An 18,561-nucleotide genomic window follows, 5' to 3' on the forward strand; every position below is an offset into this window, starting at 1 on the left:
TGAAAACCCGTGGGGCCGATAAACCTGCACGAACCTTAACTGCCTGCCGGGTTATTGCAAACCTCAAGAGCAAAAGATCACTGCCTGCCCTCTCACAGGGGGCATTTGTGCACATCAGGGATTGAGGCGGCAGCCTTGGCGTTCGCTCTGCCATTGCGCGCTGTTGCTGCGGCCCATGCCGCTGACGGTGATGGTCTTGCTCACCGGGTCATCATTAAACGCGCTGGTCGGCAGCCACTGTTTCACGTAGCCGCGACAGTATTCGGCGTCGTTGTTCATCACATAACGGCACGAACAATATTCCTTCGCCGTGTAAGCGCTGATGATGTCCGGGAAGGCCCACAAGTTTTCGCGTTCGAGCCAGATCCAGCCGAGCAGCACGATCAGCAGCACCAGCAAAATTCGTTTGAGCAACTTCATGGCCGCACCGCCGCAAGCACGCGCTTGAGCAGTTCGTTGTGACGGTAGCTGCCATCACGATCATCGCCATAGCGCACGATCACCAGTTTTTCGCTGGGGATCACGTACAAGGCCTGCCCCCAATGACCGAGGGCAGCAAAGGTGTCGGGCGGTGCATCCGGCCAGGGTGAAGCGGCACCGTCCGCCGGGCGATTGAGCCACCACTGGCCGCCCGGCACGGCTTCGTCCTGATGGGCCTTGTAACCGGCGAAGGGTGTGCGATTGAACGCGAGCCAATCCTTGGGCAGCAATTGCCGCTCGCCCCAGCGTCCGTCGCGCACCATCAACAGCCCGACTCGCGCCAGATCCCTTGCCGTGAGATAGGCATAGGATGAGGCGACGAATGTGCCGCTGGCGTCGGTTTCCCACACGGCATGACGGATGCCTAAAGGCTCGAACAGCGCGGTCCACGGATAGTCCGGATAGCGCTGCGGGCCAACGATAGTCTTCAGCGCCGCCGCCAGCAGATTGCTGTCGCCACTGGAATATCGAAAGGCTTGCCCGGGCGCGGCGTAGGCCGGGTGATCGGCGGTGAACGCTGCCATGTCGCGATGACCACGGGTGTAGAGCATCGCCACCACCGAGGATTTCAGCGGGGCGTATTCGTAGTCTTCCTGCCAGTCCAGCCCCGAGGCCCAGTGCAGCAGATCGGCGATGGTGATGGCCGGATGTTTTTCTAGCGCCGGGTAAAACTTCTGCGCTGGATCATCCAGTTTGAACAGGCCTTCGCCATAGGCAACGCCAAACACCGTGGCCATCAGACTTTTGCTGATCGACCAGGTCAGGTGCGGCGTTTGAGCCGTGGTCGGGCCGGCGTAGTGTTCGTAGATGAGTTGGCCGTCGCGGATGATCAATAACGCGTCAGTGCGGATGCCTTGGCGGGTGCTGTCGTCGCGAAGTGGGAAGGCGTAAGACTCCAACGATTGGACGGCGGGCCCGTTGATCTGCGGGCCGGTCGGCCATTGTTCGGCGGGCCACTGCTCGGCATGGGCCGTAAGGCTGATCAACAGCAGAAACAGGGGCAGGCCTTTGAACATGTTGAAGGCTCGACATTCAGATAAGCCCAGAATAGCCAGAAAAAATGACAATCCCTGTAGGAGCTGCGGCACGCTGCGATCTTTTGATTCTGCTTTAAATCAAGATCAAAAGATCGCAGCGTGCCGCAGCTCCTACAGGGGATTGTGCAAAGCCTTGGCCAGGCGCTTGGCTCTGGCGCCTGCGGCCATTTGCATGACGGCCTGGTCACGCTGCCACATCGCACCCCACTCGGGATTGCCTGCGGCCAAGGCTTGATCGACTTCAGGCTTGAGCCCGTCAAACTGCGCAAACAACCCGCCCAACAACACATGCCCCGCCGGATTGTTCGGCGCCTGCCGACTGACCTCCGCGCACCCGGCGAGCAACGCCAGCAAGCGCAATTGCAGGGCCTGTGACCAGTCGCTGTCCTGAGCGACGCCGTACAACCACGCAGTCATTGCGCTCAGCACATACAAATCTTCCAGACTGCGAAACGGCTTCACATAGGCATCCCAACCGTCGCCCGCGAGCAGTTCGCACTGCGCGTCGTCGAGGTATAGCCGACCGTGACTGACATCCGGCATCAACGGCAACGCCGGCAGTTTCTCCACACGCACGCCGGGTTCGCCGGGATAGACCACCGCCAAACTCAGGCGCGGCGTTTCGCCGGGCGCCTCACTGCGCGCCGCGATCAGTAGCCAGTCCGCCGCATCGCCAGCGGTGACGAAATCCTTGCGTCCACTCAAGCGCAAATCCGTGAGCCGGGTCTGCATGTCTGCCGGGCGCAAGCTGCGCTGTTCGGTCGCACATAACGCGCCGAGACTCAGCGGCGCACTCGGCCACAGCATGCGCAACGCCGCTTGATAACCCACCAGAAACGCCAACCCCGGGGTCGCCATTCGCCGCCCCCCTGCCACCGCCAATTCGAACGGCGTAACGCTGCCCAGTTGATGCAGCAGCGTGGCAAATCCCTCCGCCAGATCAGCAACGGCGGGCAATCGCTCACGGCTTTCGAGCAGGGTTGGCCAGGACATAAGAGGCTCCTTGTGGGCTGTCATATAAGCATCACCAAACTTTCATGGCGATGACACCGGGGCTACATAGCCTGACTTTGCACAACACAGCGGCATAAAGAAAGTCGATCGGCTGCAACCCACGACGGGTTAAAGGCCCGTACGGAGATTCAAATGACTCAGATCGCCCGCATCAGCGACACCGGCAATGAACGCCGCCTGCAAGCCGAACGCCTGATCGGTGCCGAGGCCTTGCAGCAAGCCCAGGCTTTGCGCTTCAACGTGTTCAGCGGCGAGTTCAACGCCAAGCTGAAGGGCGCGGAACTGGGTCTGGACATGGATGATTATGATGTTCACTGCAGCCACATCGGCGTGCGTGACTTGAACACCGGACGCTTGGTGGCGACCACTCGCCTGCTCGATCACACCGCCGCCAGCAGCCTCGGCAAGTTCTACAGCGAAGAAGAGTTCAGCCTGCACGGCCTCGCGCATCTGCAAGGGCCGATTCTGGAAATCGGCCGCACCTGCGTTGACCCGGCATACCGCAACGGCGGCACCATCGCGGTGTTGTGGGGCGAATTGGCCGAAGTGTTGAATCAGGGCGGTTACAGCTACTTGATGGGTTGCGCGAGCATTCCGATGCAGGATGGCGGCGTGCAGGCACACGCGATCATGCAACGTCTGCGCGAACGTTATCTGTGCACCGAACACCTGCGCGCCGAACCGAAAAAACCGCTGCCGTCGCTGGATATTCCGTCAAACGTGATCGCCGAAATGCCGCCGCTGCTCAAGGCTTACATGCGTCTGGGCGCAAAGATCTGCGGCGAGCCGTGCTGGGACGAAGACTTCCAGGTTGCCGACGTTTTCATCCTGCTCAAGCGCGACGAACTCTGCCCGCGTTACGCCAAACACTTCAAGGCGGCAATGTAATGAGCCGGTTGCGGGTGTACGCGCGAATTGCGCGAGTGCTGATAGTGGTGGCGCTGGGGTTGAGCATGGCCAGCCTCTTCGGGGTTTTCGAACGCTTGGGCCAGGCGCATTCGATGCAGCGCCGCCAGCGTTGGTCGCGGTTTTTCATGGCGCGCTTGAGCAATGCCCTGCCCTTTCGCGTGACGGTTCACGGGGAGCTGCCGAAGCAGCCAATGCTGTGGGTCAGCAACCATGTGTCGTGGACCGACATTCCGCTGCTCGGCATGCTCACGCCGTTGTCGTTTCTGTCCAAGGCCGAAGTGCGCACCTGGCCGGTGGCCGGCTGGTTGGCGGCGAAGGCTGGCAGTCTGTTTATCCGCCGTGGTTCGGGTGACAGCCAGTTGATCCGCAAACAGATGACCCGTCATCTGCAAACCGCACATCCGCTGCTGATGTTCCCGGAAGGCACCACCACTGATGGCCGCTCGCTGCGTACCTTTCACGGACGGTTGCTGTCGGCGGCGATTGATTCAGAGGTGAATCTGCAACCGGTGGCGATCCGTTATCTGCGTGAGGGTGAAATCGACACCTTGGCGCCGTTCATTGGTGATGACGATCTGCTGTCACACTTGATGCGCCTGTTCAGCAATGATCGGGGGGATGTGGAAATTCATCTGCTCAAGCCGATTGCCTGCGAAGGCCGGGAGCGTGCGGCACTGGCGTTCGACGCGCAGCAGGCGGTGCAGAAGGCGTTGTTTGGGGCTATCCCGGAAACCCGTCAATCGCCAATGCGCCCGGCAATCGCCGCCTGAAACACACATCCTGAAATCACCTTGCCCCCTGTGGGAGCTGGCTTGCCAGCGATAGCGGTAGACCAGCCGACACCAATGTTGAATGTGCTGACGCCATCGCTGGCAAGCCAGCTCCCACAGGGATTCACAGTGTTGGTGGGGACTGGGCGAAATCCTGAAGTTGCGGATAGAACAGCCGAAAGTCATCACTGAGCGGTTCATACAACCGCCGCAATTCCTGCATCGCCCCCGCCAGTTCTTCAGGCCGGCTCAGGCGCCGGGAGATCCCGCGCAGCACCTGGTCCAGCACCTCAAATTCCTGATACGAGCCCAGCCAGTCATTGGCGACCATGTGCGGGGCGATTTTCGCCAGACGCTCGGGCAACTCGCGCTCGCTGGACAGCACCCGATACACATCCGAGGTGAACTGTTCCAGCGGCCCCTCGGCATACAGCCGCCAGTCCCGCGCCAGACAATGATCAAAAAACACGTCGAGAACGATCCCGGCATAACGCCGGCGTGTATCGGTAAACCGCCCGAGCGCGACGTGCACCAGCGGATGACGGTCAGTGAACACGTCGATGCGTCGGTGCAGTTGAATCGCCGCCTCGATCTCGGGCGCAAACTGACCTTGCAACCGCCCTTTGACGAAATCGCCATACAGGCTTCCGAGTAATTGACCGGGGCGCTGGCCACCGAGGTGCAAATGTGCGAGATAGTTCATGGGCGCAGCTTAGCACTGCGCGCCTTCATCGTTGCACTCCACATATCGTTATAACCCGATATACCGATTTACACGGTCATCAGATCAAAATCATATTGGTATATCGCGAAATACCGATTTAAAGTTCGCCTCATCGCGATATAGCGTTTTACACACCCGAGCCCCCTGCCATGAACCTCGACCTCGACGAAATAATAAAAGCCCTGGCGCACCCAGTACGGCGAGACATCCTCAACTGGCTGAAAGACCCGAAAGCCCAGTTCCCGGAACAATTGCACAACCACGAATACGGCATCTGTGCCGGACAGATCGATCAGCGCTGCGGCCTGTCGCAATCGACCGTTTCCGCACACTTGGCGACCCTGCAACGGGCGGGACTGATCAGCAGCCAGAAGGCCGGTCAATGGCACTTTTTCAAACGTAACGAGGACGTGATTCAAGCGTTCCTCAGCACCCTCAGTAAAGAGCTCTGACCCTTAACGTCAGCCAGCCCACAAGGAATCAACGATGCCCCTCTCGCTACTCATTCTGGCCCTCAGCGCCTTCGCCATCGGTACCACCGAGTTCGTCATCATGGGCCTGCTGCCCGATGTGGCGGCCGATCTCGGTGTGTCGATCCCCGGCGCCGGCTGGCTGGTGACCGGTTACGCGCTGGGCGTGGCCATCGGTGCGCCGTTCATGGCACTGGCCACCGCCAGGTTGCCGCGCAAGGCTGCACTGGTGGCGTTGATGGGCATCTTTATTGTCGGCAACCTGCTCTGCGCGATTGCCAGTGACTACAACGTGCTGATGTTTGCCCGTGTCGTGACCGCGCTGTGCCACGGTGCGTTCTTCGGTATCGGCTCGGTGGTTGCGGCAGGTCTGGTGGCGCCGAACAAGCGCGCTTCGGCTGTCGCACTGATGTTCACCGGTCTGACTTTGGCCAACGTCCTCGGCGTGCCGCTGGGTACGGCGCTGGGTCAGGAAGCCGGCTGGCGTTCGACTTTCTGGGCCGTGACGGTGATCGGGGTGATTGCGCTGATCGGTCTGATCCGCTTTCTGCCAGCCAAACGTGACGAAGAAAAACTCGACATGCGCGCCGAACTGGCCGCCCTCAAGGGCGCCGGTATCTGGTTGTCGCTGAGCATGACGGCGCTGTTCGCCGCGTCGATGTTCACGCTCTTCACTTATGTTGCGCCACTGCTTGGCGACGTCACCGGGGTTTCGCCAAAAGGCGTGACCTGGACCCTGCTGTTGATCGGCCTGGGCCTGACCGTCGGCAACATCATCGGCGGCAAACTGGCGGACAAACGCCTCGGCGCCACGCTGATCGGCGTGTTCGTGTCCATGGCGGTGATTTCCACCGTGTTGAGCTGGACCAGCGTCGCGCTGATCCCGACTGAAATCACCCTGTTCCTCTGGGCCACCGCGTCGTTCGCTGCCGTACCGGCACTGCAAATCAACGTGGTGACCTTCGGCAAAGCGGCGCCGAACCTGGTTTCGACCCTGAACATCGGCGCGTTCAACGTCGGCAACGCCCTCGGTGCCTGGGTCGGCGGCAGTGTCATCGCCAACGGCTTCGGCCTGACCAGCGTGCCACTCGCGGCCGCTGTACTGGCGGTGCTCGCCCTGCTGGTCACGCTGATCACTTTCCGTCAGAGCGGCAATGCCGAACTGGCCACTGCTACCCGTTGATTCATTAATTACCTCACGAGGGTTGTATCTCATGGCAACAATTTTCGATCCGATCAAACTGGGCGACCTTGAGCTGTCCAACCGCATCATCATGGCGCCGCTGACCCGCTGCCGCGCCGACGAAGGTCGCGTGCCGAACGCACTGATGGCCGAATATTACGTACAGCGCGCGTCCGCTGGCCTGATCCTCAGCGAAGCCACTTCGGTAACGCCGATGGGCGTTGGTTACCCGGACACCCCGGGCATCTGGTCCAACGATCAGGTTCGTGGCTGGAGCAACGTGACCAAGGCAGTCCACGCTGCTGGCGGCAAGATCGTTCTGCAACTGTGGCACGTCGGTCGTATTTCCCACGAGTCGTACCTGAATGGCGAAACCCCGGTCGCACCAAGCGCTCTGCAGCCGAAAGGTCACGTCAGCCTGGTTCGCCCTTTGGCCGACTTCCCGACGCCGCGCGCACTGGAAACCGCTGAAATCGCTGACATCGTCGACGCTTACCGCACCGGTGCCGAGAACGCCAAGGCTGCCGGTTTCGACGGCGTGGAAATCCACGGTGCCAACGGTTACCTGCTCGACCAGTTCCTGCAAAGCAGCACCAACCAGCGCACCGACAACTACGGTGGCTCGCTGGAAAACCGTGCGCGCCTGCTGCTCGAAGTAACCGATGCCGCCATCGAAGTCTGGGGCGCCGGCCGCGTCGGTGTGCACCTGGCACCTCGCGCCGACTCGCATGACATGGGTGACGACAACCTCGCCGAGACTTTCACCTACGTCGCACGTGAACTGGGCAAACGCAGCATCGCCTTCATCTGCTCCCGTGAAAAAGAAGGCGCCGACAGCCTCGGCCCACAACTGAAAGAAGCCTTCGGCGGCCCGTACATCGCCAACGAACGCTTCACCAAGGACAGCGCCAATGCGTGGCTGGCCAGCGGCAAGGCTGACGCTGTCGCGTTCGGCGTGCCGTTCATTGCCAACCCGGATCTGCCGGCACGTTTGAAGGCTGATGCGCCGCTCAACGACGCTCGTCCAGAGTTGTTCTACGGTAAAGGTCCGGTCGGCTACATCGACTACCCGACGCTGTAAGCCACAGCGCAGAAACGCAAAAGCCCCCGACTTGTGAGAGTCGGGGGCTTTTTATTGGGTCTGCAATGGTCGCGTAGCTAACATTCGTTCACACGGAAGACACAAAATCCCTACAAAATACGTAGCTCGCTATGTATAAACTGCGCGCCGCAAACCTATATAAAGGCAGGCCAATTGACATAAGCTGTGCCGACTGCGAATTTTGTTTCATTTGCGCAGGCTGGGGCTCCAGCGCAGCATGTCCAGTCCTGTATCGACCCAACGCTCGGCCTCGGCATGTAGCTCAAAGCTGTCCGGCGCCAGAAGCCAGCCATACAGGAGGCCATCGATATAGGCATGAATGCTGATGGCCGCACGGGCAGTGTCGAGATCTTCCGGCAACTGGCCGCGATTCACCGCATTACGCAGGGTCAGCCCGATACGCAGATTGCAATCGAGACTGGCCGCCCGGCGCTGCTGGCGCAAATCGCACATTTCATCGGTGAACTCGCACTTATGAAACAGAATTTCGTTGATGCGGCGGGTCTTCGGGTCCAGCGCAACTTGATGAAACAAATGAATCAGCAATTTGCGCATGCAGCCCAACGGGTCGAGTTCGTCCTCGCTTTCACTGGCCTTGGCCAATTCATCCAGCGGCTCATGCAGCGAATCAAGCATGGCCTGCACCAGATCGGCCTTGTTGCTGAAGTGCCAGTAAATGGCACCGCGCGTAACGCCGGCGAGGGTCGCGATATCCGCCAGGGTCGTTCGGGCCACACCCCTTTCATAAAAGGCTTTCTCGGCAGCTTCCAGAATCTGGCTTCGGGTTTCCTGAGCTTCCTCTTTGGTGCGACGGACCATGGCAGTAAAACCTCAAACAGGATGTTTCAGGGATGGCTGAATATCCGCTGAATAAATATGGGGGTGATCTCTCGCGAATCGACTCCCCGGCCTACAATTTCAAACCTTGCGACGACTTTTGTAACAGGGTGGGTACGACGCCAAGGTGTTTACAAACAACCATGAACGTAAGTATATTCCTTAGCAAGCTACTTATCCACCCGGCCCGATTTTTTTACCCTTCCACACTTCTTGTGCGCAATGTGCGCGCCTGACCCGAGGATTTTCATGCAATTCAAGCCAGCTGTTACCGCTCTGGTCACTGCCGTCGCCTTGGCATCGCTGCTCAGCGGATGCAAAAAGGAAGAAGCGGCACCGGCCCCTCCGCCCCCTCAGGTCGGCGTTGTCACCCTGCAACCACAAGCCTTTACCCTGACCTCGGAACTGCCGGGGCGCACCAGTGCGTTCCGCATTGCCGAAGTTCGACCACAGGTCAACGGCATCATTCTCAAGCGTCTGTTCAAGGAAGGCGGCGACGTCAAAGCCGGCCAGCAGCTGTATCAGATCGATCCGTCGGTCTATGAAGCGACCCTGAAAAGCGCCGAAGCCAACCTGCGTTCGACCAAATCGATCTCCGACCGCTACAAGCAACTGGTCGATGAGCAGGCCGTGAGCCGTCAGGAATACGACACTGCCGTATCCAACCGTATGGAATCCGAAGCCTCGTTGCAGACTGCGCAGATCAACGTGCGTTACACCAAGGTTTACGCGCCGATCTCCGGACGTATCGGTCGCTCTTCGGTTACCGAAGGCGCGCTGGTCAGCAATGGCCAGACCGACGCCATGGCAGTGATCCAGCAACTCGACCCGATCTACGTTGACGTTACGCAGTCCTCGGTCGAACTGCTGGAGCTGCGCCGCGAGCTGGAAAGCGGTCGTCTGCAAAAGGCTGGCGACAACTCGGCAGCGGTCAAGCTGACCCTTGAAGACGGCAGCCAGTACAAACTCGACGGTAAGCTGGAATTCTCCGAAGTGACGGTTGATCCGACCACCGGTTCCGTAACCCTGCGTGCAGTGTTCCCGAACCCGGATCACACCCTGCTGCCAGGCATGTTCGTCCGCGCCCAGTTACAGGCCGGTGTCAACGCCGCCGCCATTCTGGCACCGCAGCAAGGCGTGACCCGCGACCTAAAAGGCACCCCGACCGCTCTGGTCGTCGGCGCAGACAACAAGGTCGAGTTGCGTCAGCTCAAGGCCAGCCGCACTGTCGGCAGCCAGTGGTTGATCGAAGACGGCCTGAAAGCCGGCGATCGTCTGATCACCGAAGGTCTGCAATACGTTCGTCCGGGCGTCCAGGTGAACCCGACCGAAGCCACCAACGTAGCGACAAAGAACCCGGCCCCCGCTCAGGCAGCTGATAAAGCCGCCGGCGGCAAAGGGGAGTAACCCATGTCAAAATTCTTCATCGACCGTCCGATTTTCGCCTGGGTAATTGCCCTGGTGATCATGCTGGTCGGGGCACTCTCGATCCTGAAATTGCCGATCAACCAGTACCCGAGCATTGCGCCACCGGCCATTGCGATCTCCGTGACCTACCCGGGCGCTTCGGCGCAAACCGTGCAGGACACCGTGGTTCAGGTGATCGAGCAACAGCTCAACGGTATCGACAACCTGCGTTATGTGTCCTCGGAAAGTAACTCCGACGGCAGCATGACCATCACCGCGACCTTCGAGCAAGGCACCAACTCCGACACCGCGCAGGTTCAGGTTCAGAACAAGCTGAACCTGGCCACCCCGCTGTTGCCGCAGGAAGTGCAGCAACAAGGTATCCGTGTCACCAAGGCAGTGAAAAACTTCCTGTTGGTGATCGGCGTGGTATCGCGTGACGGCAGCATGACCAAGGACGACCTGTCCAACTACATCGTGTCGAACATGCAGGACCCGATCTCGCGGACCGCCGGTGTCGGTGACTTCCAGGTCTTCGGTGCCCAGTATGCGATGCGTATCTGGCTCGACCCGGCCAAGTTGAACAAGTACAACCTGACCCCGGCCGACGTCAGCACCGCGATCTCGGCGCAGAACGTTCAGGTGTCTTCCGGTCAACTCGGTGGCTTGCCGGCGCTGCCTGGCCAGCAACTGAACGCCACGATCATCGGCAAGACCCGTCTGCAGACTGCCGAGCAGTTCAAGGCGATCCTGCTGAAGGTCAACCAGGACGGTTCGCAAGTGCGTGTCGGTGATGTTGCCGATGTCGGTCTGGGTGGTGAAAACTCCACTATTTCGGCCCAGTTCAACGGCAAACCGTCTTCCGGTCTGGCAGTGAAACTGGCCAACGGCGCCAACGCCCTCGACACCGCCAAAGCCTTGCGCAAGACGATTGACGAGCTCAAACCGTTCTTCCCGGAAGGCATGGAAGTGGTGTTCCCGTACGACACCACGCCAGTGGTGACCGAATCGATCAAGGGTGTGGTTGAAACCCTGGTCGAAGCGATCGTGCTGGTGTTCCTGGTGATGTTCCTGTTCCTGCAAAACTTCCGCGCCACCGTCATCACCACGATGACTGTGCCGGTGGTGTTGCTCGGTACGTTCGGCATCCTCGCGGCGTTCGGTTTCAGCATCAACACCCTGACCATGTTCGGTATGGTGCTGGCCATCGGCTTGCTGGTGGACGACGCCATCGTTGTGGTGGAAAACGTCGAGCGGGTGATGAGCGAAGAAGGCTTGTCACCGAAGGAAGCGACCAAAAAGTCCATGGGCCAGATCCAGGGCGCTCTGGTCGGTATCGCGCTGGTTCTGTCGGCGGTACTGCTGCCGATGGCGTTCTTCAGCGGCTCTACCGGTGTGATCTACAAGCAGTTCTCGATCACCATCGTTTCGGCCATGGCCCTGTCGGTAATGGTCGCGCTGATCTTCACCCCGGCACTGTGCGCCACCATGCTCAAGGCGATTCCGAAAGGCGAGCACGGCACACCGAAAAAAGGTTTCTTCGGCTGGTTCAACCGCAACTTCGACCGTGGCGTTCGCAGCTACGAGCGTGGTGTCGGCAACATGTTGCAGCGCAAGGCGCCGTATCTGTTGGCGTACCTGTTGATCGTGGTTGGCATGATCTGGCTGTTCACCCGCATTCCGACCGCGTTCCTGCCGGAAGAAGACCAGGGCGTACTGTTCGCTCAGGTACAGACACCTGCCGGTTCCAGTGCCGAACGTACTCAAGTCGTGATCGACGAAATGCGTTCCTACCTGCTGGAGAAAGAATCCGGTGCGGTAGCGTCGGTGTTCACCGTGAACGGCTTCAACTTCGCCGGTCGTGGTCAGAGCTCCGGTCTGGCATTCATCATGCTCAAACCGTGGGGCGAGCGTGACGCCAGCAATAGCGTGTTTGCCCTCGCTCAGCGTGCCCAGCAACACTTCTTCACCTTCCGCGATGCAATGGTGTTTGCCTTTGCTCCGCCAGCGGTACTGGAATTGGGTAACGCCACCGGTTTCGACGTGTTCCTGCAAGACCGCGCCGGTATCGGTCACGACAAGTTGATGGAAGCCCGTAACCAGTTCCTCGGCATGGCTGCGCAGAGCAAGGTGCTCTACCAGGTACGTCCGAACGGTCTGAACGACGAGCCGCAATACCACCTGGAAATCGACGATGCGAAAGCCCGCGCCCTCGGCGTAAGCATTTCCGACATCAACAGCACGCTGTCGATCTCCTTCGGTAGTAGCTACGTCAACGACTTCATCGACCGTGGTCGGGTGAAGAAGGTTTACGTGCAAGGTCAGGCCGGTGCTCGCATGAGCCCTGAAGACATGAAGAAGTGGTACGTGCGCAACAGCACCGGGACCATGGTGCCGTTCTCCGCGTTCGCCAAGGGCGAGTGGATCTACGGTTCGCCGAAACTGGCCCGTTACAACGGCGTTGAAGCGATGGAAATCCTTGGCTCTCCGGCGCCGGGTTACTCCACCGGTGATGCGATGGCCGAAGTCGAAGCGATTGCCAAGAAGCTGCCGGCCGGTGTCGGTATCTCCTGGACCGGTCTGTCCTACGAGGAACGTCTGTCCGGCTCGCAAGCGCCAGCGCTGTACGCCCTGTCGCTGCTGATGGTGTTCCTGTGTCTGGCGGCGTTGTATGAAAGCTGGTCGATTCCGATCGCGGTCATGCTCGTGGTACCGCTGGGGATCATCGGTGCGCTGCTGGCCACCAGCCTGCGCGGTCTGTCCAACGACGTGTACTTCCAGGTGGGCCTGTTGACGACTATCGGTCTGGCGGCTAAAAACGCCATTCTGATCGTCGAATTCGCCAAGGAACTGCATGAACAAGGACGCAGCCTGCGCGATGCCGCAATTGAAGCCTGCCGCATGCGTCTGCGACCGATCATCATGACCTCGCTGGCCTTCGTCCTCGGTGTTGTACCGTTGGCGATCTCCACCGGCGCCGGTTCAGGCAGTCAACATGCGATCGGTACTGGCGTGATTGGCGGTATGCTCACGGCCACGATCCTGGCGATCTTCTGGGTCCCACTGTTCTTCGTCACGGTTTCGTCCATCGGTCAGCGCAAAAATACCGACCAGGAAGACGACGCTAAAGAAACTCCTAAAGAGGCTGGCCAATGAGCAAGTCGCTACTCTCCATCGCAGTCGCGGCCTTCGTGCTGAGCGGTTGCTCGCTGATACCTGACTATCAGCAGCCAGAAGCACCGGTCGCGGGCCAATACCCGCAGGGCCCGGCGTACTCGCCGGCCCAGGCACCGGCGCAAGCCGCTGCCGAACAAGGCTGGAAGCAGTTTTTCCATGATCCGGCCCTGCAACAGCTGATCCAGGTGTCTCTGGAAAACAACCGCGACCTGCGTGTCGCGGCGCTGAACATCGACGCCTACGCGGCTCAATACCGCATCCAGCGTGCCGATCTGTTCCCGGCCGTTTCGGCGAACGCCACTGGCAGCCGCCAGCGGGTGCCGGCACGAGCTTCGCAGACCGGTGATTCAACGATCACCAGCTCCTACTCCGCGACCGTCGGCATCAGCGCCTACGAACTCGACCTGTTCGGTCGGGTTCGCAGCCTGAGCGAACAAGCGCTGCAACAATACTTCGCCACTGAAGAAGCGCGTCGCAGCACCCAGATCAGCCTGGTGGCCAACGTGGCCAACGCCTATCTGACCTGGCAGGCGGACAAGGAACTGCTGAAGCTGACTCAGGACACCCTCGGTGCCTTCGAAGAAAGCTACAAGCTGACTTCCCGCAGCAACGAAGTCGGTGTGGCTTCGGCCCTGGATCTGGCGCAGTCACGTACCTCGGTGGAAAACGCCCGGGCGCAACTGGCCAAGTACACCCGTCAGGTGGCTCAGGATGAAAACGGCCTGACCCTGCTGCTCGGCACCGGTATCCCGGCCAATCTGCAAGCGGCCAAACCGCTGTCGGATGATCTGCTCAGTGACGTTCCGGCCGGTCTGCCATCGGACCTGCTACAACGTCGTCCGGACATCCTGCAAGCCGAGTACAACCTGAAAGCAGCCAACGCCAACATCGGCGCGGCACGTGCAGCGTTCTTCCCGAGCATCAGCCTGACGGCCAACGCCGGTTCGCTGAGCCCGGATCTGTCCGGGCTGTTCAAGGGTGGTTCGGGGACCTGGTTGTTCTCGCCGCAGATCAACCTGCCGATCTTCAACGCCGGCAGCCTGCGCGCCAGCCTCGACGCCGCCGAAATCCAGAAGGACATCGGTGTGGCGAACTACGAGAAAGCCATTCAAACCGGCTTCCAGGAAGTCGCCGATGGCCTGGCTGCCCGCCAGACCTACACCGAGCAGTTGAAGGCGCAACGTGATTTCGTCGCGGCCAACCAGGACTACTACCGTCTGGCTGAGCGTCGTTACCGCATCGGGGTCGACAGCAACCTGACCTTCCTCGACGCCCAGCGTCAGTTGTTCAGCGCCCAACAGGTGCTGATCACCGACCGCCTCGCGCAGTTGGCCAGTGCGGTCAACCTGTACAAGGCACTGGGTGGCGGCTGGAACGCACAGACTGCGCAGAACGAACCGCTGAAAGAAGAAGCGCCGAAGATGAAGTTTTTCTGATCATCCGGTGATGACAAGGAGCCCGCCAATTGGCGGGCTTTTTGTTGTCCTTGGGAAAGTTGTGTTGTCTGGACTGGCCTGCCAGCGATGAGGCCCTGTCATTCAACACAAAAACCTACTGCATCTTGCGTTCGATAATCGCCCAAAACCCGCTTTCACCGATTGAATCCATACATCTACGCCCCGCACCATTCGTCCCACAAAACCAATAACAACAGGTTCGACATCATGCTCCCGCGCCCTGCCCCGTCCGGCTGATTGCCGCCGTTTCCCCCCTGAACATTTTTAGATGTCTGCGCCCCGAAAACGGCGGCAGCGCACCCGTTCGCCTTAAAAAAACAAGAGAGACCCGAGCCCATGACAACCTCCACTGCGCCTTACGCACTTCCCGGTCTGATCGCCCTGGCACTGGCCGGCGTCGCCCTGCCCGTCGCGGCCGAAGAAGCAGGCTTTTTTGAAGGTGCCAAGGCCAACCTTAACCTGCGCAACTTCTACATCAATCGCAACTTCACCAACCCGAGCAAAGCGCAGGGCAAGGCAGAAGAGTGGACACAAAGCTTCATCCTCGACGTCAAATCCGGTTTCACCCAAGGCACCGTTGGTTTCGGCATGGACGTGCTGGGCCTGTATTCGGTGAAGCTCGATGGCGGCAAAGGCACCGGAGGTACGCAACTGCTGCCGCTGGATCACGACGGGCGCCCGGCGGACAACTTTGGCCGAACTAACATCGCGTTCAAGGCCAAGCTGTCGCAGACTGAAATCAAGGTCGGTGAGTGGATGCCTGTGCTGCCGATCCTGCGTTCGGATGACGGCCGCTCGCTGCCGCAAACTTTCCGTGGCGGCCAGATCACGTCAAAGGAAATCGACGGCCTGACCCTCTACGGTGGCCAGTTCCGCGCCAACAGTCCGCGTGACGATAGCAGCATGAGCGACATGTCGATGTTCGGCAAAGCCGCGTTCACCTCTGACCGTTTCAACTTTCAGGGCGGCGAATACGCGTTCAACGACAAGCGCACGCAGATCGGTCTGTGGAACGCCGAACTCAAGGACATCTACAGCCAGCAATACGTCAATCTGATCCACAGCCAGCCTCTTGGCGACTGGACCCTCGGCGCCAACCTCGGCTTTTTCTACGGCAAGGATGACGGCAGCGCCCGTGCCGGCGAACTGGACAACAAGACCTGGTCGGGCCTGTTCTCGGCAAAATATGGCGGCAACACCTTCTACGTCGGCTTGCAGAAGCTGACGGGCGACAGCGCGTGGATGCGGGTCAATGGCACCAGCGGCGGAACGCTGGCCAACGACAGCTACAACGCCAGTTACGACAACGCTCAGGAACGTTCCTGGCAAGTGCGCTACGACTACAACTTCGCCGCCCTCGGCATCCCCGGCCTGACCCTGATGAACCGCTATATCAGCGGCGACAACGTACACACCGGCACCATCACCGACGGCAAGGAATGGGGCCGCGAATCGGAACTGGGCTACACCGTGCAGAGCGGCACTTTGCGCGACCTCAACTTCAGATGGCGCAACTCGACCATGCGTCGGGATTTCAGCAACAACGAATTCGACGAAAACCGTCTGATCGTCAGCTACCCGATCAGCCTCTTGTAACCACCATCTCCCCTGTAGGAGTGAGCCTGCTCGCGATAGCGGTGGTTCTGTCAGCATCAATGGTGGCTGAACCACCGCTATCGCGAGCAGGCTCACTCCTACAAGGGATCTACGCCATCCGTCAGGATCGCTGGCGCTTTGCTGGCCGTTGAGTAGAGTGAGAAAACCTGAAGGACTCAGGCGCCACACCCTACCCGCTTCCGCTATCTGTTGATGTTGGTCCCCCCAGGACTTGAGCCAGGCTGTCATCGGAAGACACAGTTGATCACCGGAGGACCACCTCATGATCACCCAGCTCCCCAACACCCAATGGGACGCCAAGGCGTACCAGCAGTTTTCCCGCCTCAGGCAACAACCGGTCAACGAACTGCTCGATCGTGTCGAACTGGCTAACCCCAAACGCATTTATGACCTTGGCTGCGGCACCGGCATTGCCACGCAACTGTTGGCCAAGCGCTGGCCGCGTGCGCAATTGCGCGGCATCGACAGCTCGGCGCAAATGCTCGATGAAGCGCGCTGTCTGCCGATCAAGGCGTCATGGACGCAATGTGACCTGCTCGACTGGAAGCCCGAGCAACCGGCCGACCTGTTGCTTGCCGCAGCTGTGCTGCATTTCATCGACGGTCACAAAAAATTGCTGCCGAGCCTGCTCGGCCACCTGAATCCCGGTGGCTGTCTGGCCGCGCACATGCCGGACTGGCGTGATGCGCCGTGGTATCGATTAATGCTCGACACGCTTAACGAGGACGGGGTCGGCGGCAGACCTTTGGGTACGGCGCAGCTGCGCCAGCGAATGGCGGCACGACCGTTGTTGTCGCTGGAAGATTATTACCGCCTGCTCGCGCCGCTGACCGAGTCGCTGGACATCTGGGAAACCGAACAACTGCAGGTGATCGACGGCAAGTCGCCGGTGTATGACTGGGTGAAGGTTTCGGCGCTACGACCGGTGATGCAGTCGCTTGATAGTGCGGAACAGGCGCGGTTCATTTATCACTACCTGATGCGGGTGCATGCGCATTATCCGCAGGAGGGAAACGGGCATACGTTGTTTCCGTTCAAGCGGATATTCATTGTCGCCAAGGTGTGATGCATTACGGCGACTACCGCTATCGCTGGCAAGCCAGCTCCCACAGGTTTTGTGTACACCGCAGAACACTGTGGGAGCTGGCTTGCCAGCGATGGCGTCCGCTCAGACACCATCATTCCCGGGATTCGACACCCAGTTCATCCCAAACCGATTCCGCCAGATGAAACGTCGCATTCGCCGCCGGTATCCCGCAATAGATCGCACTCTGCATGATCACTTCCTTGATCTCGCCACGGCTCACACCGTTATTGGCCGCCGCGCGTAAATGCAGTTTCAGCTCAGCCTCACGGTTCATCCCGATCAGCATGGCGATGGTGATCAGGCTGCGGGTATGCCGAGGCAGCCCCGGGCGGGTCCAGATATCGCCCCAGGCATGACGGGTGATCATCTCCTGGAATTCCGAATTGAACTCGGTCAGCGCATTCAGACTGCGATCGACGTGAGCATCACCCAACACCGCGCGGCGCACTTGCAGGCCTTCGTCGTAACGTTGTTTCTCGTCCACAAATTCTTCCTCAATTAGCCCGCAGGAACGTCAACACACGGTCGCTGAAATCAGCCCCGGCCTGCACGTTGGAAAGGTGCGCGGCATAGAACTCGGCGTACTCGGCGCCATGCACATGCGCCTGAATGAACTGCCCGCCAGACGGCGGCGTCACTGCATCTTCAGAACCGGCGATCACCAGCAACGGCAGGTTGATAAATGCCAACTGCTCGCGAAAATCGGCATCGCGCACCGCTGCGCAATTGGCTGCATAACCTTCGGGCGAAGTGGCCGCGAGCATGTCGGTAATCTGCTTGGCTGCTGCCGGATTGGCCGCCGCGAAGTCCGGGGTAAACCAGCGGGCAATCGAGGCATCGCGCAACGCGACCATCGCTGCCGGACCGTCGCGCAGCACGGTTTCGATCCGTGGATTCCATACCGATGGATCAGCGATTTTCGCGGCGGTATTGCACACGATCAGTTTGTGCAAACGCTCACCGGCATTGATCCCCAGCCACTGGCCGATCAAGCCGCCCATCGACAGACCGCAGAAATGCGCACGCTCGATATGCAACGCATCCAGCAGCGCCAGCACATCACGCCCCAGTTGCTCGATGCTGTAAGGCCCCGGCGTCACCAGCGACTGACCATGACCGCGAGTATCGAAACGCAGCACGCGGAAATGCTCGGTAAATGCCGGCATCTGCGCGTCCCACATGTGCAGGTCGGTGCCCAGCGAGTTGGACAGCACCAACACGGGCGCATCGACCGGCCCCTCAATCTGGTAATGCAGTTCGCCATCGGCGAGTTGAACGAAAGCCACAGCC

The 18,561-nt window shown here is 59.9% G+C and carries 17 protein-coding genes; 10 read left to right on the forward strand and 7 right to left on the reverse strand.

Features of this window, described 5'->3' with window-relative positions; genetic code table 11:
• Window positions 1-114: 114 nt before the first annotated feature.
• From ACIOZM_RS16540 to ACIOZM_RS16550, 3 genes are all read right to left on the reverse strand, one after another.
• The gene (locus tag ACIOZM_RS16540; RefSeq protein ID WP_401215783.1) at window positions 115-420 is read right to left on the reverse strand and encodes an amidase; all 306 of its coding nucleotides are present in this window, start codon (window positions 418-420) and stop codon (window positions 115-117) included.
• Entirely contained in the window at window positions 417-1,496 is a 1,080-nt protein-coding gene (locus ACIOZM_RS16545; protein WP_401215785.1) for a serine hydrolase domain-containing protein, read from the reverse strand. The genes ACIOZM_RS16540 and ACIOZM_RS16545 overlap by 4 nt, the downstream gene beginning before the upstream one ends.
• Before the next feature lie 132 nt (window positions 1,497-1,628).
• On the reverse strand, window positions 1,629-2,510 hold the full coding sequence (locus ACIOZM_RS16550) for an acyl-CoA dehydrogenase (protein ID WP_401215786.1): 882 nt from the start codon (window positions 2,508-2,510) through the stop codon (window positions 1,629-1,631).
• Window positions 2,511-2,663: 153 nt separating this feature from the next.
• Between ACIOZM_RS16550 and olsB the strand changes: the two genes are divergently transcribed.
• Window positions 2,664-3,419: an L-ornithine N(alpha)-acyltransferase gene (gene olsB / locus ACIOZM_RS16555; RefSeq protein ID WP_401215787.1), complete on the forward strand. Its 756-nt coding sequence runs from the start codon at window positions 2,664-2,666 to the stop codon at window positions 3,417-3,419.
• The gene (locus tag ACIOZM_RS16560; RefSeq protein WP_401215789.1) at window positions 3,419-4,210 is read left to right on the forward strand and encodes a lysophospholipid acyltransferase family protein; all 792 of its coding nucleotides are present in this window, start codon (window positions 3,419-3,421) and stop codon (window positions 4,208-4,210) included. Before olsB ends, ACIOZM_RS16560 begins: the two co-directional genes overlap by 1 nt.
• Window positions 4,211-4,334: 124 nt before the next feature.
• On the opposite strand, the gene ACIOZM_RS16565 is transcribed toward ACIOZM_RS16560, so the two are convergent.
• Window positions 4,335-4,913, reverse strand: a complete 579-nt coding sequence (locus ACIOZM_RS16565; protein ID WP_401215790.1) for an ACP phosphodiesterase — start codon at window positions 4,911-4,913, stop codon at window positions 4,335-4,337.
• A 170-nt stretch (window positions 4,914-5,083) separates the two neighbouring features.
• Between ACIOZM_RS16565 and ACIOZM_RS16570 the strand changes: the two genes are divergently transcribed.
• From ACIOZM_RS16570 to ACIOZM_RS16580, 3 genes are read left to right on the forward strand one after another with little or no spacing between them, the layout of a single operon-like run.
• Window positions 5,084-5,386, forward strand: a complete 303-nt coding sequence (locus ACIOZM_RS16570) for an ArsR/SmtB family transcription factor (protein ID WP_401215792.1) — start codon at window positions 5,084-5,086, stop codon at window positions 5,384-5,386.
• A gap of 34 nt (window positions 5,387-5,420) precedes the next feature.
• Window positions 5,421-6,587 carry an MFS transporter gene (locus tag ACIOZM_RS16575; RefSeq protein ID WP_401215794.1) on the forward strand — a complete coding sequence of 389 codons (1,167 nt, stop codon included), beginning with the start codon at window positions 5,421-5,423 and terminating at the stop codon, window positions 6,585-6,587.
• Window positions 6,588-6,618: 31 nt separating this feature from the next.
• Window positions 6,619-7,668 carry an alkene reductase gene (locus ACIOZM_RS16580; protein WP_401215796.1) on the forward strand — a complete coding sequence of 350 codons (1,050 nt, stop codon included), beginning with the start codon at window positions 6,619-6,621 and terminating at the stop codon, window positions 7,666-7,668.
• Between the two features lie 207 nt (window positions 7,669-7,875).
• Here ACIOZM_RS16580 and emhR read toward each other — a convergent pair whose 3' ends face one another.
• Complete coding sequence (gene emhR, locus ACIOZM_RS16585) at window positions 7,876-8,508, reverse strand: efflux system transcriptional repressor EmhR (RefSeq protein ID WP_401215798.1); 633 nt, start codon at window positions 8,506-8,508, stop codon at window positions 7,876-7,878.
• 267 nt (window positions 8,509-8,775) lie between these two features.
• On the opposite strand from emhR, the gene emhA reads away from it, so the two are divergent.
• The 5 genes from emhA (at window position 8,776) to ACIOZM_RS16610 (ending at window position 17,250) form a co-directional block, all read left to right on the forward strand.
• On the forward strand, window positions 8,776-9,933 hold the full coding sequence (gene emhA, locus ACIOZM_RS16590; RefSeq protein ID WP_401215799.1) for an efflux RND transporter periplasmic adaptor subunit EmhA: 1,158 nt from the start codon (window positions 8,776-8,778) through the stop codon (window positions 9,931-9,933).
• Between the two features lie 3 nt (window positions 9,934-9,936).
• Window positions 9,937-13,089 carry an efflux RND transporter permease subunit EmhB gene (emhB, locus tag ACIOZM_RS16595; protein WP_401215801.1) on the forward strand — a complete coding sequence of 1,051 codons (3,153 nt, stop codon included), beginning with the start codon at window positions 9,937-9,939 and terminating at the stop codon, window positions 13,087-13,089.
• On the forward strand, window positions 13,086-14,546 hold the full coding sequence (gene emhC, locus ACIOZM_RS16600; RefSeq protein WP_401215803.1) for an efflux RND transporter outer membrane subunit EmhC: 1,461 nt from the start codon (window positions 13,086-13,088) through the stop codon (window positions 14,544-14,546). The genes emhB and emhC overlap by 4 nt, the downstream gene beginning before the upstream one ends.
• A 357-nt stretch (window positions 14,547-14,903) precedes the next feature.
• Window positions 14,904-16,163, forward strand: coding sequence for an OprD family porin (locus ACIOZM_RS16605; RefSeq protein WP_401215805.1), 1,260 nt, complete (start codon window positions 14,904-14,906; stop codon window positions 16,161-16,163).
• A 283-nt stretch (window positions 16,164-16,446) separates the two neighbouring features.
• A complete protein-coding gene (locus ACIOZM_RS16610) occupies window positions 16,447-17,250 on the forward strand; it encodes a methyltransferase domain-containing protein (RefSeq protein ID WP_401215806.1) in 804 nt (267 codons plus the stop codon).
• Between the two features lie 112 nt (window positions 17,251-17,362).
• Here ACIOZM_RS16610 and pcaC read toward each other — a convergent pair whose 3' ends face one another.
• On the reverse strand, window positions 17,363-17,755 hold the full coding sequence (gene pcaC / locus ACIOZM_RS16615; RefSeq protein WP_003222417.1) for a 4-carboxymuconolactone decarboxylase: 393 nt from the start codon (window positions 17,753-17,755) through the stop codon (window positions 17,363-17,365).
• A gap of 10 nt (window positions 17,756-17,765) precedes the next feature.
• Window positions 17,766-18,557, reverse strand: a complete 792-nt coding sequence (gene pcaD, locus ACIOZM_RS16620; RefSeq protein WP_401215808.1) for a 3-oxoadipate enol-lactonase — start codon at window positions 18,555-18,557, stop codon at window positions 17,766-17,768.
• Window positions 18,558-18,561: the final 4 nt, after the last annotated feature.

This window comes from Pseudomonas sp. NPDC087346, assembly GCF_044744235.1.
GTDB lineage: Bacteria > Pseudomonadota > Gammaproteobacteria > Pseudomonadales > Pseudomonadaceae > Aquipseudomonas.

What these genes read in the sequence shown, in the direction of transcription:
- emhC (WP_401215803.1), top strand. Translation starts at nt 13,086, where the DNA reads ATGAGCAAGTCGCTACTCTCCATCGCAGTCGCGGCCTTCGTGCTGAGC.
- emhR (WP_401215798.1), bottom strand. Translation starts at nt 8,508, where the DNA reads ATGGTCCGTCGCACCAAAGAGGAAGCTCAGGAAACCCGAAGCCAGATT.
- ACIOZM_RS16560 (WP_401215789.1), top strand. Translation starts at nt 3,419, where the DNA reads ATGAGCCGGTTGCGGGTGTACGCGCGAATTGCGCGAGTGCTGATAGTG.
- ACIOZM_RS16605 (WP_401215805.1), top strand. Translation starts at nt 14,904, where the DNA reads ATGACAACCTCCACTGCGCCTTACGCACTTCCCGGTCTGATCGCCCTG.
- ACIOZM_RS16570 (WP_401215792.1), top strand. Translation starts at nt 5,084, where the DNA reads ATGAACCTCGACCTCGACGAAATAATAAAAGCCCTGGCGCACCCAGTA.
- olsB (WP_401215787.1), top strand. Translation starts at nt 2,664, where the DNA reads ATGACTCAGATCGCCCGCATCAGCGACACCGGCAATGAACGCCGCCTG.
- ACIOZM_RS16580 (WP_401215796.1), top strand. Translation starts at nt 6,619, where the DNA reads ATGGCAACAATTTTCGATCCGATCAAACTGGGCGACCTTGAGCTGTCC.
- ACIOZM_RS16575 (WP_401215794.1), top strand. Translation starts at nt 5,421, where the DNA reads ATGCCCCTCTCGCTACTCATTCTGGCCCTCAGCGCCTTCGCCATCGGT.
- ACIOZM_RS16545 (WP_401215785.1), bottom strand. Translation starts at nt 1,496, where the DNA reads ATGTTCAAAGGCCTGCCCCTGTTTCTGCTGTTGATCAGCCTTACGGCC.
- emhB (WP_401215801.1), top strand. Translation starts at nt 9,937, where the DNA reads ATGTCAAAATTCTTCATCGACCGTCCGATTTTCGCCTGGGTAATTGCC.
- ACIOZM_RS16610 (WP_401215806.1), top strand. Translation starts at nt 16,447, where the DNA reads ATGATCACCCAGCTCCCCAACACCCAATGGGACGCCAAGGCGTACCAG.
- ACIOZM_RS16540 (WP_401215783.1), bottom strand. Translation starts at nt 420, where the DNA reads ATGAAGTTGCTCAAACGAATTTTGCTGGTGCTGCTGATCGTGCTGCTC.
- ACIOZM_RS16565 (WP_401215790.1), bottom strand. Translation starts at nt 4,913, where the DNA reads ATGAACTATCTCGCACATTTGCACCTCGGTGGCCAGCGCCCCGGTCAA.
- emhA (WP_401215799.1), top strand. Translation starts at nt 8,776, where the DNA reads ATGCAATTCAAGCCAGCTGTTACCGCTCTGGTCACTGCCGTCGCCTTG.
- ACIOZM_RS16550 (WP_401215786.1), bottom strand. Translation starts at nt 2,510, where the DNA reads ATGTCCTGGCCAACCCTGCTCGAAAGCCGTGAGCGATTGCCCGCCGTT.